Origin of the sequence: Clostridium minihomine (assembly GCF_900240385.1) — a bacterium.
GTDB classification, from domain to species: domain Bacteria; phylum Bacillota; class Clostridia; order Oscillospirales; family Acutalibacteraceae; genus Faecalispora; species Faecalispora minihomine.
In genome coordinates, this window is sequence record NZ_OEQH01000003.1 from 87,590 (window position 1) to 101,840 (window position 14,251).

The following is a 14,251-nucleotide window of genomic DNA, read 5'->3' on the forward strand; positions in this document are numbered from 1 at the left end:
GCAACAATCCTGTGATTTATTCGGCAGATACTTCTTCCGCCAATTGGCCGGTGCAGTTTTCTGAACCGGCAGAAAGAATTTTTACCGTGTGGATTTGTCCGCTTAACGAAACGGGGGAGGCCACCGTCACAGGGGTATAGTTTTCTGTGTAGCCCTCGTGAATTCCCGGGGAACATTCCCGTTCAAACAGCACCCGGGCGGTTCGGCCCACCTGCTGTTCCAGAAATTCCCGCATGGTGCGCTGGGTTACGGCGATCATAGCTTTGCTGCGTTTTTCCTTTTGATCTTTCGTCAGTTGATCGGGCGCGTCATAGGCCCGGGTTCCAGGGCGGCGGGAATAAGCGAACACATGCACCTTAGCAAAGCCGATTTCTTCGGCAAATGCCAAAGATTCGGCAAATTCTTCTTCGGTTTCTCCTGCAAAGCCCACCATGATATCGGTGGTGATAGCGGCGTTGGGGAAGGCGGCCCACAGGTTGTGCACAATTTCACGGTACTCCCCAATGGAATAGTGCCGGTTCATGCGCCGCAAAGTTCGGTCACAGCCGCTTTGCAGTGACAGGTGAAATTGAGGACACAGTTTTGGCTGCAAGGCCAGGCGCTGAATGACCGGCAGACTGAGCTGTTCCGGTTCCAAAGAGCCAAGGCGTACCCGTTCGATTCCCGGGGTGTTGCAGGCGGCTTCTACCGCATCACAAAGATGCAGACCAAAATCCTGCCCATAGGCAGACAAATTGATGCCGGTCAGCACGACTTCCCGGTAACCCTTTTCTCCCAAAAGCGCAAGTTCCGGTTCTAAATCTGCCAAAGGTTTCGAGCGAACCCGGCCCCGGGCATAGGGGATGATACAGAAAGAACAGAAACGATTGCATCCATCCTGAATTTTTATAAAAGCCCGGGTGCGCTCGTGAAATTCCTCAATTTGCATTTGCTCAAAGGCATTGTCCTTTTCATGGGGGACAATGTCTACAATGCGTTGGTGCGAGGACAGATAGTTTAATATATCCGGCAGAAGAGCGGCACGGTTGGAATTCCCAAGGATAATGTCTGCTTCTGTCAGTGCCTCAGCCTCCTCTGGGAATGCCTGGGGCATACAGCCGGTCAGCACAATCACCGCGCCGGGATTCTGCCGCCTTGCCCGGTGCAGAGTTTGGCGCACCTTGTGGTCGCTGGTGGCGGTTACGGTGCAGGAGTTAATCAGCACCACGTCGGCGGCCTGTCCCCCGGGGCAAGAAGAAAAACCGGCTCGCATGAGCTGCTGCAGCATCGCTTGGGATTCGTATTGATTGACTTTGCAGCCCAGAGTAATCACATGTACTTTCATGGGAATATCCTTTCTGGAATCTTGAAGATTTTCGATTCATATATGGAAAATTTACTAGAAAAAAGGCGAATAACCGTAAAAGAATCAACTTTTACATATTGACCAACCGTTCCCTGTGAGTTATGATAGGGATGGTACATAATTTGATTATTTCAAAGGATAGGGAGATGTCGACCATGTATACGACTGATATTCTATTGTCCAGCATAGAAGCGGTGAAAAAGTTTGTCACCCTTGCTAATCAGTATGATTTTGCAATCAATCTGAAAACGGACAAATATACGATTGATGCGAAATCAATTATGGGTGTATTCAGTCTGGACTTATCTAAGCCGGTTACCGTTCAGATGGAAAGTCCACAGGCAGATCGCTTTATGCAAGAGATTGCTGAGTTCCAACTTCAAAAAGCATAAAACAGATTCCCGGGTTTACCCGGGAATCTTTTTCTTTCCCCCGGAGGAATCCGGGGGATTTTTTATTCGGAATCTTCCAGCTGTTCCGACAACTCGCTCCAGGAAAGGAATACGGCGTCGGCCTGCTCTTTCAGCGTGGCCAACTCTTGTGTCAGGTTCAGCACCGCTTCATAATCGGTGGAAATTTCCGGGTGATGCAGTTTTTCCTGCACGGTTTGCATTTCTGTTTCCAGCCGTTCCATTTCTTCTTCGGCCTTTTTTACGGCGGTGCGCTTTTTGCGAAGTTGAGATTCCTGCTCTTTCCGAAGTTTATACTGGTTGACTTTATCCGGCTCTTTTACCGCATCGGTAATTTCTTTCGCCTGGGCTTTTGCTTGCTCCAGATAAAAATCATAATTACCGGCGTATTCTTTGGTTCCGTCTTTGTCCAGATAATAAATTCGGTCGGCCAGTTTATTGATGAGATATCGGTCATGAGAAACGACCAGCAAAGTGCCTTCATAGTTCTGCAAAGCGTTTTCCAAAGCTTCACAAGAACCAATATCCAAATGGTTGGTTGGTTCGTCCAGCAAAAGAAAATTAGCGCGCGAAAGCATCAGTCGAAGCAGCAGAACCCGGGCTCGTTCACCGCCGCTTAGGGCAGAAACAGGTTTAAACACATCGTCGTTTTGAAACAGGAATACCGCAAGGGCATTGCGGATTTCTGTTTGGGTCATTTGCGGATAGCTGTCCCATATTTCATCGAGCACTGTTTTTTCCGGGCTTAAATCTGACTGAATCTGGTCATAGTAGCCGATGTCGATCCCGGCTCCAAAGCGGATTTTTCCCTGCTCTGCTTCATAGATGGACAAAAGAGTTTTTAGAAGCGAGGTTTTGCCACAGCCGTTGGGGCCGATTAAAAAAATACGTTCTCCCCGCTGAATTTCCAAATCCACATTGTGGAATAGCGGCGCTCCGTCAAAGCTAAGGGACAAATCTGTGGCTTTTAGCACGTCGTTGCCGCCTCTTTGTGCCGGTTCAAACCGAAAACGAATGCTTTCCTCTTTTTCATCGGGTTTTACCAGTGTACCCTCCAAACGATCGATGACCTTCATTTTGCTTTCTGCCATCCGGATATTTCGCTCCCGGTTCCATTGGCGCTGTTGAGCCACAACCCCCTCCAGCCGGGAAATTTCGCGGCGGGTGTTGTCGTATTTGCGCTGGGCGGTCAGATCATTTTCTTCTTTTTGCGCCAGATAGGTGGTGTAATTTCCCTTATAGCAGGTGAGCCTTTTGTTAGAAAGCTCGAATGTCCGCCCGGTGACCCGATCCAAAAAGAAACGGTCATGAGAAATGACCACAAATGCCCCCACATATCCTTTTAAAAAGTCTTCCAGCCATTCTACTGAAGTGATGTCCAAATGGTTGGTGGGTTCGTCCAGAAGGAGCAGATTTGCGCCCGAAAGCAACAGCTTTGCCAGCTGCAGTTTGGCTTTTTGCCCGCCGCTTAAAACACCCACCGGCATGGCAATTTGTTCGTCGTCAAACCCAAGCCCTAACAGCGCAGAGCGAGCCCTGGCCCGGCAGGTCAGGCCGCCATCGCGGACAAAAGTATCATTTAAATGCATTTGCCGTTCAATCAGTTCGGTCTGATTCTGGGGCTTCCCTTGCAGGGCTAAATTGATGCTTTCCAGTTCTTGTTCCAGCTTTAAAAGCGGTTCAAAAACGGTAAGTACTTCTGCATAGGCACTTTTGTCCAAATCCTTGCAGACGTGCTGTTCCATATACCCGGCCACCGTTTCTTTGGCCTGATGAACATCACCGCCATCGGGAGAAAGCTCCCCAGTCAGCAGTTTAAATAAAGTGGTTTTTCCGGAACCGTTTACTCCCACCAAACCAATTCGGTCGCCGGACTGTATTTCAAAGGATACGCCGCTGAACAGATCTTCCGCGTCGAATGCCTTTTTTAAATTACTTGCGCTAAGCAAGGCCATAATATTGCCAGCTCCTTTTTCCTGTGCGGGCGGCAAAGTATGCTCTGTACGCAATGGAAAAGGCGGTGTTTAACCGCCCTTTTCCGTCGGCTGCCGCCGCTTCTTCTTTAGATATTATAATTTAATTCCGGGATGAAATCAAGAAAAATGCGAAACCTTGGCTTTTTAAGGGAAAATGCGGGATACCCTGTGGACATTTTGGCAGATGCGGTGCTATAATAATTTTTACAGTACTAACAGCAATACCGCTTTGATAAAAGAACATTGCGGAGCTTTCGGCACAACTTTAACTTTTTAAGTAAAACCTTACTGTATAACCGAAAGCGAAGCTTGTGCTGCCTGAGAGAACATGGAATCACAGCTCGTGCTTTCACACAAGAGCGGCTGTGCCGCAAGAACAGTTTTGCTGTTCTGTTTATATAATACAAGTATCAGACACTGAAAACAGCAAAGGAGGGTCTGTTATTCGATACGGTATATCTACAGCATGCCTGTATCCGCTGGAAACCGCACAGTCCCTGTCAAAGCTGACAGAGACGGGGTTTCAGCTGTTTGAGATATTTTTTAACACTTATGGAGAAATTCGGCAAGACTATCTGAAAAAATTGAAATCTATCTTGGATTCTTCGGGAGCGTCTGTCAAATCCATTCATCCGTTTACTTCGGCTTTTGAAAGCATGATGTTCTTTTCAGATTATGACAGCCGCTTTACCGATTCTCTGGATTTTTACCGAAGATATTTTGATGCCGCCGGTTATTTGGGTGCTCGAATTTTAGTGCTGCATGGCCAGCGAGATTACCACCACAGTTCCCTGAGCGAAGAGGAGTATTTTGAGCGGTATGCACTTTTGCATGAGGCTGGGCGTCGTTCAGGCATACTGGTTGCACAGGAAAATGTGAACCGATTCCGCAGCGAAGACCCGGATTTTATCCGCCGGATGCGGGAATATCTGGGTGCGGGTTGCTGCTTTGTGCTGGATATCAAACAGGCAGTGCGCGCCGGAAAAGATCCGTATGACATGTGCCGCGCTATGGGGGATCAGCTGATTCATGTTCATCTGAATGATAACAACCGAAAATCGGACTGCCTTCTGCCCGGACAAGGTGAGATGGATTACGAGAAACTCAAGCAAATTCTGCAAAAATCCGGTTATGATGGGGATTTTATCATTGAAGTTTATCGAAGCAGCTTTTTGGATTTTGATCAATTGCTGCAAAGTAAACACTTTGTCAAAAGCTTAGTGGAATAAATAGGGGGAAAACTTGCAAATCCTTGGTGAAAAATGCTATAATTTTAGCAACAAGTGTAAAATAAAGGGAGGGTAATATTCCGTGAAGTGCCCGTATTGCGGTTTTGAAGAAAGCAAAGTTATCGATTCCCGCCCAACGGATGAGGGAACCAGAATCCGCAGGCGCCGAGAGTGCCTGAAGTGCGCCAAACGCTTTACCACCTATGAGGTGATCGAAACAGTTCCGATTGTGGTAATTAAAAAGGATAAGTCACGCCAGACATTTGACCGCAACAAGCTTTTAAATGGCTTTTTGCGTGCGTGTGAAAAGCGGCCTGTGTCCATTGACACACTGGAACGTATTGTGGATGAGATTGAAGGGATGCTTCAGAACTCTTTGGACAGAGAAGTGCCCTCCAGCCTGATTGGAACCTATGCCATGGAAAAGCTGAAAACCATCGACGAAGTAGCATATGTACGATTCGCTTCGGTATACCGGCAGTTTAAGGATATTAACACCTTTATGGAAGAGCTAAATAAGCTGGTAAAAAGCAAGAACTAAATCTCCGTATTATTATTTCACTTCATAAAAATCCGGCCGCTGAAAATTGCGGCCGGATTTTTTTGTGAAGCCCCAGCCGCAGAACCGCGGCCGTTTGGACATATGAATTAGAATTGGAAAAAGCAGAACCTTTTTCACCAAAGAAAAGGATGGCTGTGCTGTTTTGTTTTTTTAGAACACAGTGTGGCGGTACGGTAAGACTTTTAGAAAATATTATTCCAAAAAGGCATTTCGGTATCCCTCAGTGTGCGAAGCTGATCTATCGCTCGGTTACACTCTGCCCGCGCTTCGTCTTCTGTGCCGCTTTGCAGGAAAGAATACATGGTGGATAACGTTTCGCTGATTTCCTCCAGGCGTTCGTGGGGGACAAAGAAGGATAAGGTGTAATGATATTTTTTCCAAGAGTCTATGGCACTTTTGCACAGGTCCGCCGCTTTTTCGGTATCATTGCTGCCAATTGCGTCCTGAATCTCCGTCAGTGTTGTTGTCATATCAACAGTGATATCATTTGTTTTATTTACTTCCCACACACAAGCCGCAAAAAGGATTACCAGAATCGCGATCGCGGCCCAAATACGATTCATCTTGTTTTTCCTTCCTTTTTTATGATTTGAAAGTCACCCGCGGTGTTGGCGGTCATTAAAAACACCTGATCGGCGGTCAGATTTTTGGATTTGAGAACCCCCTCTACCCAAGCAACGGATTTTCGGCACAGCTGGGCAGAAGGCGCTGAGATTACACCGTCGCTGATGACGACCGTTTCAATTCCGTTATCGGGAACCGTCAGCTGCAGCATATCGGGTGTGACAGAGTCTTTTCCGGGTTTTTTAATCACACTCAGCTTGCCATTGGTTTCGACAATGGCATAGGCAATATCAGACAAAGAGGTAACGTTGCTTTGACGAAGATCTTCAAACAGATCTTCGATGGTCATGCGCAGGCGGCGCAGTTCTTGAGGCTGGATTTTTCCATCATTGATAACGACTATGGGGCGGCCGGTAATAATCCGGCGAAACTTGCCGCTTTTCAGCATAAAAATGGAGAAAAGAATTTCAATTGCAATCAGGATCATAATGGGAATAAGTCCACTGACCAGAGGTTGTCCGGTGTTTTGCATGGGAATTGCGGCAATATCTGAAATCAAAAGGGTAACCACCAGTTCTGTGGTTTGAAGCTCGCTGATTTGCCTTTTTCCCATTAGCCTAACAGCAAATATGATGACTAAATACAGGAGAACTGTCCGAATTACGGAAATAATCATTTTTATCACCTGACGTCTATTGTGGCCTTTGGTCAGGAATTTATACGAAAGCGCAGCTTCGTCCCATGTGGAAAAGCCGCGCTTTTTTACAAAATAATTGTGTGATTTTACAGTTGAATGCTGATGTCATAACGTTTGAGCCAAAAGTTGATTTGAAGCAAATAAGCCATCAGCTGCGGCCCTGCCATCAGCTGGCCAAACCAGGGTTTTCCGTAATCGGATTTTTCGCTGAGCAGCTCTTTTGCCGCCGTACCGCTGATTAGCATGTGAATGGGTTCCAGAGGATCGGCCAAAATACGAGACAAACGGTGGCGCACCAAAGCTTCGTAAGCCGGATTGTGGGTTTTGGGATAAGGGCTTTTTTTGCGCATCAAAACATCTTCAGGCAGCCATTCTTTTGCCGCATCGCGCAGCAAACCCTTTGCGACACCGTTGCGGTTTTTAAATTCCCAAGGGGTATTAAATACATATTGAACCAGCCGGTGATCTGCATAGGGAACACGGACTTCCAGCCCTGCCGCCATACTGTTGCGGTCTTTGCGATCCAGCAATGTAGACATAAACCAATTGATATTTAAAAAGCTGATTTCCCGGCGGCGGCGTTCTTCGGCGCTTTCTCCCGGAAGCCGGGGTGTAGCTTCCACCGATTCGGTATAGCGCTGGTTGACATAGTCTTCTAACGACAAAGCATGAAGAATTTCAGGCTTTAAAAGGGAAGTGCGAAGCTTTAAATCCGGCGACCAGGGGAAGGTTTTTCCTTCAAAAGCTTCTGGGGTGTGAAACCAGGGGTATCCCCCGAAAATTTCGTCGGCACATTCACCGGACAGTGCTACCACATGGTTCGCTTTTACCAAAGAACAAAAGTGCAGAAGCGAAGAATCCACATCAGCCATACCCGGAAGATCTTTGGCGATGACTGCGTCGTACAGGCGATCGACCAGCGTTTCGGTGTCACATTCTAAGAAGCGGTGGTTGGTGCCGAATTCGCTTATCATACGCTCTGCCCAGGGGCGATCTGCATCGGGCTGAAATGCGTTGGGTTTAAAGTATTTATCGTTGCCCTTGTAGTCAAATGAATAGGTATCTAACACCTTTCCCTGCTTTTTGTATTCCACGGCGGCTAAAGCCGTGATAATACTCGAGTCCAATCCGCCGGAAAGAAAAGTGCAAAGGGGAACGTCAGAAATGAGTTGACGATGCACCGTGTCTTCCAAAAGCTGCCGGACATGAAGCACCGTGTCTTCATAGCTGTCCGGATGCTCATAGCTTTCCAACTCAAAATAGGGATAGGCCCGAAGCCCTTCCCGGTTAAATACGGCTGAATAGCCCGGTTTGATTTCCTGAATGTTTTGAAACACGCCACAGCCGGCAGTTCTGGCCGGCCCAAGGCCAAACAATTCACACAGACTGGTTTGATCCAGAATCGGGTTTAGTCCCGGATATTCAAACAGTGATTTGATTTCCGAACCAAATACCAGCCGACCGTTTACTGTAGAATAGAACAGCGGCTTTATGCCGAAGCGATCCCGGCAAAGGAAGGTGCATCCACGCCGTTCATCATCAATGGCAAAGGCAAAAATTCCATTGAGTTTTTCTGCGCAGAAAGGCCCGAATTGAATGTAACAATTGAGCAGTACCTCAGTATCGCTGCGGGTGGTAAACCGGCAGCCCAAAAGGTTCAGTTCCTGGCGAAGTTCTTCTGTATTATATAGTTCTCCGTTATAGGTGATGGTATAGCGGAAACCATCCTGCATCCGAGTCATCGGCTGTTTTCCGCCTTCAATGTCCACAACTGCAAGCCGAGCGTGGGCAAAAGCGGCGTGTCTGGATACATGTACTCCGGCTTCATCCGGGCCCCGGTGTTTCAGCCGGTTTCCCATTCGTTTGGCCAGCGCACCCCATAAAGGGGCTTCTTCGGTTAAATTATCATGATAATCGCAAAATCCCGCAATTCCACACATAGCATTCCCTCATTTCTTTTACAACATCAAAAGTGGTCTTTTGTTATAATATGAGAAATAAGCATTCTGGTTAACTGCAGATAGCGGCTCTTTTCCATCAATTTCAAAAAATAAAGGAACCGCAAAAGGATTAGCGGTTCCCCAAAAGCATGAAAATAGAGCTGAAGTCAGACAAAATAATTCACTACGGTATAAAGAGTCAGCAGCAAAGCCGCAATCAGGCAGAACAAATCCCGAACGATGCTGGAGGTTCGCAGCTTTTTATTGCGGTAGCTTTTGTTTTGTACACTGTCTGTAATCAGCAGTATGGTGGATGCCCAAAAACAAACCGTCATCAGGACAAAGGAAATTGTCATTACGAAAGGATTGTTCCAGCCGCTGGCCAGATAAGAAAAAATCGCCAGGGCAATTACCGCAAAATTCAGCCCGCTAGAGATCCGGGTCAATCGTGTCAGTTCTTTCAAGACAGATCTTCCTCTCGTTCGTTTTCGCTCAGCGCAAGCTCGCTGAGAATTCGTTCGGCGGCAATCCGCCGGGCAGAAGCTTCCACAGAGAGAGAAGAGGCCAACAGGCGCAACTCGGCTTCCCCTTGTTCCGCTGCCTGCAACACCCGGTCACAAACCTGAGCCAATTCTTGTTCCTGTGCACGGCGAAACCCTTCGTAAATGTCTTTCTGGTGATTTTCCCCCGAACCGGAGTTGAGCAAAGAGGAGATATCCTGAATGGATAAGACCTGCTTGAGCAAGCAAACCACCGTCAGCATGGCCAAATGTTCCCGGCTGTATTTTTTCTTGTCGGGGCGGGGCAGAACGCCGTCTTTTACATAATTGTTGATCATGCTGGAGGTTAAAAGTACGCTTTCGTCATCGCGGCCGAATAAATGGAGCTGTTTTTCCATATAGGTAATGACCTGATCCATATAAAGATAAATTTCAGGCAAGGCATCCCAGCTAACTGTTTGATGCTCTTGCACCTGTTTTACCCATTGCTGCATTTTATAAGAAGCGTTGTTCATGTAGTTACTCCTTGTCTGCTTCTGCGGAAAAGTCCGCGTATTTGCTGGGCGGAACCCCCATGTGTTTCTTAAAAACTCTTGAAAAGTATAATTGATCCGAAAACCCGGTGGAATATGCCGCTTCGCCTACGGAAAGAGTTTCATTTTTCAGCAGCTCTGCCGCTTTGTTGACGCGGTATTTTGTCAGGTATTCATTCGGTGTCATGGCGGTGTGCTTTAAAAACAGCCGGTAAAGGTGGCTGCGGCTGATTCCGGCATTGGCAGCGATTTGGGTGATGTCCAAATCTTCTCTCGAATAGTTAAAATCAATAAATTGAATCGAGCGCTGCACATAGGCAAGCCCGGTGTTCTTTTCACAGTCTTTTTTGCCGTAAAGCATCATTAGAGCAGCTAAAAATTGCAGCAGAGCCGCCGTCATTTTTGCTTCGTTGCTTGGGTTCGGGCCGGTAGCCCGGTAAATATCCATCAGCAGCCCTTCGATTGAGCTGTCTTTGTCATAATGAAAGAGGGGGGCTTCCTCGGATAATCCGGTTTCTTTCACCAGACGCCCGGCATCTGCCCCGTTAAATCCGACCCAGCAGTATTCCCAAGGTTCTTCGTGATCCGCCTGATAAGAGGATAACACCCCGGGGACTACCAAAAATCCATCTCCGGCTGAAAGGGTATATTTCGTTTGTCCGCTATCAAAGGTTCCTTTGCCCGAAAGGATGTAGTGAATCAGATAGTGATCTCGAATCCCCGGCCCCCAAGAATGGTCGGAGCCGCAGCGTTGAAGTCCGGAACGGTAAACGGCCAGTCCCAGACTGCTTTGAAATGGGGTATGAAAGGAACGCTTAAATTTTTCGCTTGTCACAGTCCGTCCTCCTTTTCCGGTAAAATGTGACGGCCTGTTTTCTGGTTTATTTCATGATATCATAACAGCGGCAAAATAAATTGGGCGGCATAACCGCCCTGATTGGCGGGTGCCGTTATATGATTTCACACGATTTACAGGCACTAAAAAGGAATTCTATTATTTATTATAAAGCCTGTAGAGGATGGATGCAATCATAAAGTAAGGAAAAAGGATTGGGCAGTGTTTTCTGTAGAAAAAGAATTGAAATCGGTTTAAAGATCGGGTATAATAAATCCAAATGGAAATTCATACTAGCAAGGTCATTTAAACGCAGAAAACAAATGGCGGGAGGGGTATGAATTCAGACACGAATGCGAAGGGATTTCACTATTATTTCCTTTTCAGCAAGAATTAACAGAAATGGGGATGTTATTAATGGCGGATCAACAGCTTCAGCTGGCGATTACAGTGATGGCAATTGCGCTTGCTGCGGTATTTATAGCGCTTATCGTTTTGGTGAATGTATTAAAAAAATTGACAGCATTAAAGCAGGAACAGCACCAGGTTCCGGCTCCGGCCCCCGCTCCGGCGGTGGCTCCGGTTTTAAATCAAGTTTCAAAGCCTGCACCCGTTTTGGCTTCCTCTGCTCCGGCAGTTCCGAAAGCTCCGGCTCCTGTGGCAGCGGCTCCAGGGGGTTCGGCCCCGGTTGTTGCAGCTCCCGTTGCACCGGTGGCTCCGGTTTCTCAGGGGATTTCGGGTGAGATTTTGGCAGTGATTGCTGCTGCGGCTTATACCGTTTATGGGATTCAAGAGTCCGCGATCCGTTCGGTCACCGTTCTGGAAAACAGTTCGGTTCCGGCAGTCGCTGCGGTTCCTGCTGCATCTGCATCGGTTCGGCCTTCCCGCACCCGTTCGGCTTGGGCGTCGGCCGGTGTATTAGAGAATACCCGTTCATTCTAAACCCATTTTGATTTTGCAAGAAAACACCCGTGCACTTGTGCCCGGGTGTTCTTTTCTTTCTTCTGCGATTTGCCATATGGCCGAAAATAGAGTATAATAAAATAAATAAAGTTGATTGCCTTCTTTTGTATCTTTTGTTGTTTCAGCAGGAAGAATGCGAAAGGCAACGGGTTCCGGTTTATGGGGGAGAGAAGATCGGAGAGGTGGAGCCGACCGCTTTCATGCCCTTTTTAAATAGGGCGGTGCAGCCGGCAACACAGGCGTGAAATAGGAGGATGGTATTGGAAATGTCCGTACAGAATGAAGCTTTAATCCAAAAGAACTTTTCTAAAATGAATTCCAGGCAACAGGAGGCCATCCAGCATACAGATGGCCCTCTTTTGATTTTGGCCGGTGCCGGAAGCGGAAAGACAACGGTTTTGGTAAACCGCATTGCACATTTAATTCAGGGGGGCTGCAGGCCCGATCAGATCATGGCGATTACATTCACCAATAAGGCGGCCGGTGAGCTGAAAGAACGCCTGATTTCTATGTTGGGAGATCAGGGCAGTCAGGTGTGGGCTTCTACCTTTCATTCCACCTGCGCCAGAATGCTGCGCCGCAACGCGGAACGTTTGGGGTATACCTCTCATTTTACCATTTACGATACGGATGATTCTCGCCGCGTCATGAAAGACTGTCTGAAATCGCTGCAAATAGATGAAAAGACACTGCCTTCTAAATCGGTATTGGGAGAGATTGGCCGCGCAAAGGATGCTTTGATGAATGCCGATGCATTTTCTCGCCAGACCGGAGGAGACTTTCGGTTGGAACAGATTGCACAGGCCTATCAGATGTATCAAAAGCAGCTTCGCGAATCAGATGCCATGGATTTTGATGATCTGATTTTCAATACGGTTGTATTGCTGCAAAATCATCCGCAGGTGCTGGAGTTTTATCAAAATCGATTCCGCTATTTTATGGTAGACGAATATCAGGATACCAACCATGCCCAGTATGTTTTTGTATCCCTTTTGGCTCAGCGGGAAAAAAATCTGTGTGTCGTGGGCGATGACGATCAGAGTATCTATAAATTCCGGGGAGCAACCATAGAAAATATTTTGAGCTTTGAAAATACGTTCCCCGGTGCTAAAGTCATTCGCCTGGAACAGAATTACCGCTCCACCAAAAATATTTTGGATGCAGCCAATGCGGTAATCGAAAATAACACCCAGCGGAAGGGGAAATCCCTTTGGACCGATAACGCAGAGGGAAATCAGCTGTCACTGCACACTGCATTCAGTGAGCAGGATGAAGCAGATTTTATTTCCACGCATATTTTAGAAGGGGTGGCAGCAGGCCGCAAATATTCTGATTTTGCTATTTTGTACCGCATGAACTCTCAGTCAAACACACTGGAAAAGGTCATGGTGAAATCCGGAATTCCTTATCGTATTATCGGCGGTGTCCGTTTTTATGATCGAAAAGAAATTCGAGATATGCTGGCCTATCTCAGTGTGATTAACAATCCGACAGATGAAGTTCGCCTGCGCCGCATCATTAATCAGCCCAAACGTTCCATCGGGGATAAAACCATTGCTCAGGCAGTCGAAATTTCCCGCACGCTGGGCGAGCCTTTATTTGATGTGATTTGCCGTGCGGATGAATTTGAGCCGTTGAAAAGAACAGCGCCCAAGCTGATGGCTTTTGCACAGCTGATTCAGGAATTGATTGCGGCAGCCAATGATCCGGATATTTCATTAAACGGTTTATATCAGTTGGTTTTAGCCAAAACAGAATATATTGCTTCTTTGAAAACAGACGAGGATGATGCGCAGGATCGGGTAGACAATATTAACGAATTGGCATCCAGCCTGATCAAATATCAAGAAGAAAATTCCGAGGCAACTCTTTCCGGTTTCTTGGAAGAGGTGTCTTTGTTTACCGACATCGATAATTTTGACACTCAGGCCGACCGCGTGATCTTAATGACCATACATTCTGCTAAGGGACTGGAATTCCCTGTGGTGTTCCTGCCCGGCATGGAAGAGGGGCTGTTCCCCGGCATGCAGGCGATTTACAATCCTGCTGAAGTGGAAGAAGAGCGTCGGCTGGCTTATGTGGCGATTACCCGGGCAAGAGAGGAATTGTACCTGACCAACGCGGAAAGCCGCATGATTTTTGGTTCCACTTCGCGCAATAAGCCCTCCCGATTTTTAAGTGAGGTGCCGGAAGAATTGGTGGTGCGCACCCGTTCCAGATCCTGGAAGAAGCCCGAGCCGGGAACGGAACTCCCCACGTCGTCTTTTGAAGCGCGGGCAATTTCCATTAATGCAGCGCGGAATTTTGGCCCGGTGGATCTTCCTCCCCGCAAAACAAGCTTAAGTTTTGATGTGGGTGATTCTGTGGAGCATAAAACCTTTGGGGCAGGAACCATTCTTTCGGTTACTCCCATGGGAAATGACAAGCTGTTAGAAATTAATTTTCAGCAGGTCGGAACTAAAAAATTAATGTCTAATTTTGCTCGTTTGAAAAAGCTTTAATCCAAGAGGGAACAGCCAGAAGCGGCCTGGTCGGGTGTGCCTTTTGACATGGGAATGTTCGGATAGAGAAAGTGGCGCAAATTCTTGCGCTTCTTTTTGTCCGATTTGAGTTCTTTCTGATAATTACCCTGTAACAAAATTAAATTTGAGCCATAAAATGTTATTGAGAACATGGGAAATTAACCTGTTAGGAGGA

At 47.2% G+C, this 14,251-nt stretch carries 13 protein-coding genes; 5 read left to right on the forward strand and 8 right to left on the reverse strand.

Features of this window, described 5'->3' with window-relative positions:
* Nucleotides 1-16 precede the first annotated feature (16 nt).
* Nucleotides 17-1,324: a tRNA (N(6)-L-threonylcarbamoyladenosine(37)-C(2))-methylthiotransferase MtaB gene (mtaB, locus tag C1A02_RS07375; protein WP_101697580.1), complete on the reverse strand. Its 1,308-nt coding sequence runs from the start codon at nt 1,322-1,324 to the stop codon at nt 17-19.
* 176 nt (nt 1,325-1,500) lie between these two features.
* Between mtaB and C1A02_RS07380 the strand changes: the two genes are divergently transcribed.
* Nucleotides 1,501-1,737 (forward strand): HPr family phosphocarrier protein, encoded by a 237-nt coding sequence (locus C1A02_RS07380; RefSeq protein WP_101697581.1) that lies wholly within the window; start codon nt 1,501-1,503, stop codon nt 1,735-1,737.
* Between the two features lie 62 nt (nt 1,738-1,799).
* Here the strand turns inward: C1A02_RS07380 and C1A02_RS07385 are convergent, their stop codons facing one another.
* On the reverse strand, nt 1,800-3,710 hold the full coding sequence (locus tag C1A02_RS07385; RefSeq protein ID WP_101697582.1) for an ABC-F family ATP-binding cassette domain-containing protein: 1,911 nt from the start codon (nt 3,708-3,710) through the stop codon (nt 1,800-1,802).
* A gap of 386 nt (nt 3,711-4,096) precedes the next feature.
* Between C1A02_RS07385 and C1A02_RS07390 the strand changes: the two genes are divergently transcribed.
* Together C1A02_RS07390 and nrdR are read left to right on the forward strand one after the other, a co-directional pair.
* On the forward strand, nt 4,097-4,960 hold the full coding sequence (locus C1A02_RS07390; protein WP_243577953.1) for a sugar phosphate isomerase/epimerase family protein: 864 nt from the start codon (nt 4,097-4,099) through the stop codon (nt 4,958-4,960).
* Between the two features lie 82 nt (nt 4,961-5,042).
* Nucleotides 5,043-5,501, forward strand: coding sequence for a transcriptional regulator NrdR (gene nrdR / locus C1A02_RS07395; RefSeq protein ID WP_101697583.1), 459 nt, complete (start codon nt 5,043-5,045; stop codon nt 5,499-5,501).
* Nucleotides 5,502-5,704: 203 nt separating this feature from the next.
* Here nrdR and C1A02_RS07400 read toward each other — a convergent pair whose 3' ends face one another.
* From C1A02_RS07400 to C1A02_RS07425, 6 genes are all read right to left on the reverse strand, one after another.
* Nucleotides 5,705-6,085, reverse strand: a complete 381-nt coding sequence (locus C1A02_RS07400; RefSeq protein ID WP_101697584.1) for a DUF4363 family protein — start codon at nt 6,083-6,085, stop codon at nt 5,705-5,707.
* Nucleotides 6,082-6,699 (reverse strand): DUF421 domain-containing protein, encoded by a 618-nt coding sequence (locus tag C1A02_RS07405; protein ID WP_243577954.1) that lies wholly within the window; start codon nt 6,697-6,699, stop codon nt 6,082-6,084. The genes C1A02_RS07400 and C1A02_RS07405 overlap by 4 nt, the downstream gene beginning before the upstream one ends.
* 170 nt (nt 6,700-6,869) lie before the next feature.
* Complete coding sequence (gene asnB / locus C1A02_RS07410; protein WP_101697586.1) at nt 6,870-8,723, reverse strand: asparagine synthase (glutamine-hydrolyzing); 1,854 nt, start codon at nt 8,721-8,723, stop codon at nt 6,870-6,872.
* Between the two features lie 167 nt (nt 8,724-8,890).
* A complete protein-coding gene (locus tag C1A02_RS07415) occupies nt 8,891-9,187 on the reverse strand; it encodes a hypothetical protein (RefSeq protein WP_101697587.1) in 297 nt (98 codons plus the stop codon).
* On the reverse strand, nt 9,184-9,738 hold the full coding sequence (locus C1A02_RS07420; RefSeq protein ID WP_101697588.1) for a DUF1836 domain-containing protein: 555 nt from the start codon (nt 9,736-9,738) through the stop codon (nt 9,184-9,186). The genes C1A02_RS07415 and C1A02_RS07420 overlap by 4 nt, the downstream gene beginning before the upstream one ends.
* A 4-nt stretch (nt 9,739-9,742) precedes the next feature.
* On the reverse strand, nt 9,743-10,591 hold the full coding sequence (locus tag C1A02_RS07425) for an AraC family transcriptional regulator (protein ID WP_101697589.1): 849 nt from the start codon (nt 10,589-10,591) through the stop codon (nt 9,743-9,745).
* Between the two features lie 417 nt (nt 10,592-11,008).
* Here C1A02_RS07425 and C1A02_RS07430 point away from each other — a divergent pair, with 417 nt between their 5' ends.
* A complete protein-coding gene (locus C1A02_RS07430; RefSeq protein ID WP_101697590.1) occupies nt 11,009-11,533 on the forward strand; it encodes a hypothetical protein in 525 nt (174 codons plus the stop codon).
* Nucleotides 11,534-11,820: 287 nt separating this feature from the next.
* Nucleotides 11,821-14,055, forward strand: a complete 2,235-nt coding sequence (locus C1A02_RS07440; RefSeq protein WP_243577979.1) for an ATP-dependent helicase — start codon at nt 11,821-11,823, stop codon at nt 14,053-14,055.
* Nucleotides 14,056-14,251: the final 196 nt, after the last annotated feature.

Bases quoted from the DNA above. Each gene is read 5' to 3' on its own strand.
- C1A02_RS07440 (WP_243577979.1), top strand. From the start codon at position 11,821: ATGTCCGTACAGAATGAAGCTTTAATCCAAAAGAACTTTTCTAAAATG.
- asnB (WP_101697586.1), bottom strand. From the start codon at position 8,723: ATGTGTGGAATTGCGGGATTTTGCGATTATCATGATAATTTAACCGAA.
- C1A02_RS07385 (WP_101697582.1), bottom strand. From the start codon at position 3,710: ATGGCCTTGCTTAGCGCAAGTAATTTAAAAAAGGCATTCGACGCGGAA.
- C1A02_RS07405 (WP_243577954.1), bottom strand. From the start codon at position 6,699: ATGGGAAAAAGGCAAATCAGCGAGCTTCAAACCACAGAACTGGTGGTT.
- C1A02_RS07380 (WP_101697581.1), top strand. From the start codon at position 1,501: ATGTATACGACTGATATTCTATTGTCCAGCATAGAAGCGGTGAAAAAG.
- C1A02_RS07430 (WP_101697590.1), top strand. From the start codon at position 11,009: ATGGCGGATCAACAGCTTCAGCTGGCGATTACAGTGATGGCAATTGCG.
- mtaB (WP_101697580.1), bottom strand. From the start codon at position 1,324: ATGAAAGTACATGTGATTACTCTGGGCTGCAAAGTCAATCAATACGAA.
- C1A02_RS07400 (WP_101697584.1), bottom strand. From the start codon at position 6,085: ATGAATCGTATTTGGGCCGCGATCGCGATTCTGGTAATCCTTTTTGCG.
- C1A02_RS07420 (WP_101697588.1), bottom strand. From the start codon at position 9,738: ATGAACAACGCTTCTTATAAAATGCAGCAATGGGTAAAACAGGTGCAA.